This window comes from Vibrio sp. 10N.222.48.A3, assembly GCF_041475345.1.
Taxonomy (GTDB): domain Bacteria; phylum Pseudomonadota; class Gammaproteobacteria; order Enterobacterales; family Vibrionaceae; genus Vibrio; species Vibrio tasmaniensis_A.
In genome coordinates this window covers 1-405 of record NZ_JBFRVX010001477.1, presented here as the reverse complement: position 1 = coordinate 405, position 405 = coordinate 1, and the positions used below count along the sequence as shown (strand labels likewise).

Below are 405 nucleotides of genomic sequence, written 5' to 3'. Positions count from 1 at the left end.
GTCTTCATGTTGTTGTGATTTTTCTAGTAACTTTGAAGTATTGTCTTCACCAACCGAGTTGTCATGCAAGCTACTAACAAGTACTTCGAGCTTGGTCGATGACCCCGCGAGTTTTTCTAATATAGTGGTCATTTCTTCGACTTTATCTTGTTCTTTTCGTTTCTGAAGAAAGGAAAAGAACATACCAGCCCACTGCTTCTTTAGGTGATCTTCTATATCAGTAAAAGTTTTATACGTCTCAAGTCCATTGTTAGTACTTGCACGATGTACAGAATCAATAAAGCTGAAAATAGAGACAGCATCAGCTTGCTTCTCGATCGCGGGATAATTAATTTTTTTAGCAAACTCTTCGTCATTAGCTCGAACATTTTCCTTAAAATAATGCTGAGCAGCAGAAACGTCAGC

1 protein-coding gene is annotated in these 405 nt (G+C 38.0%); it reads right to left on the bottom strand.

Going from position 1 to position 405, the window contains the following annotated elements; genetic code table 11:
- Window positions 1-405, bottom strand: a 405-nt coding sequence (locus AB4653_RS27235) for a hypothetical protein (RefSeq protein ID WP_372105799.1), incomplete at both ends; no start/stop codon positions are given.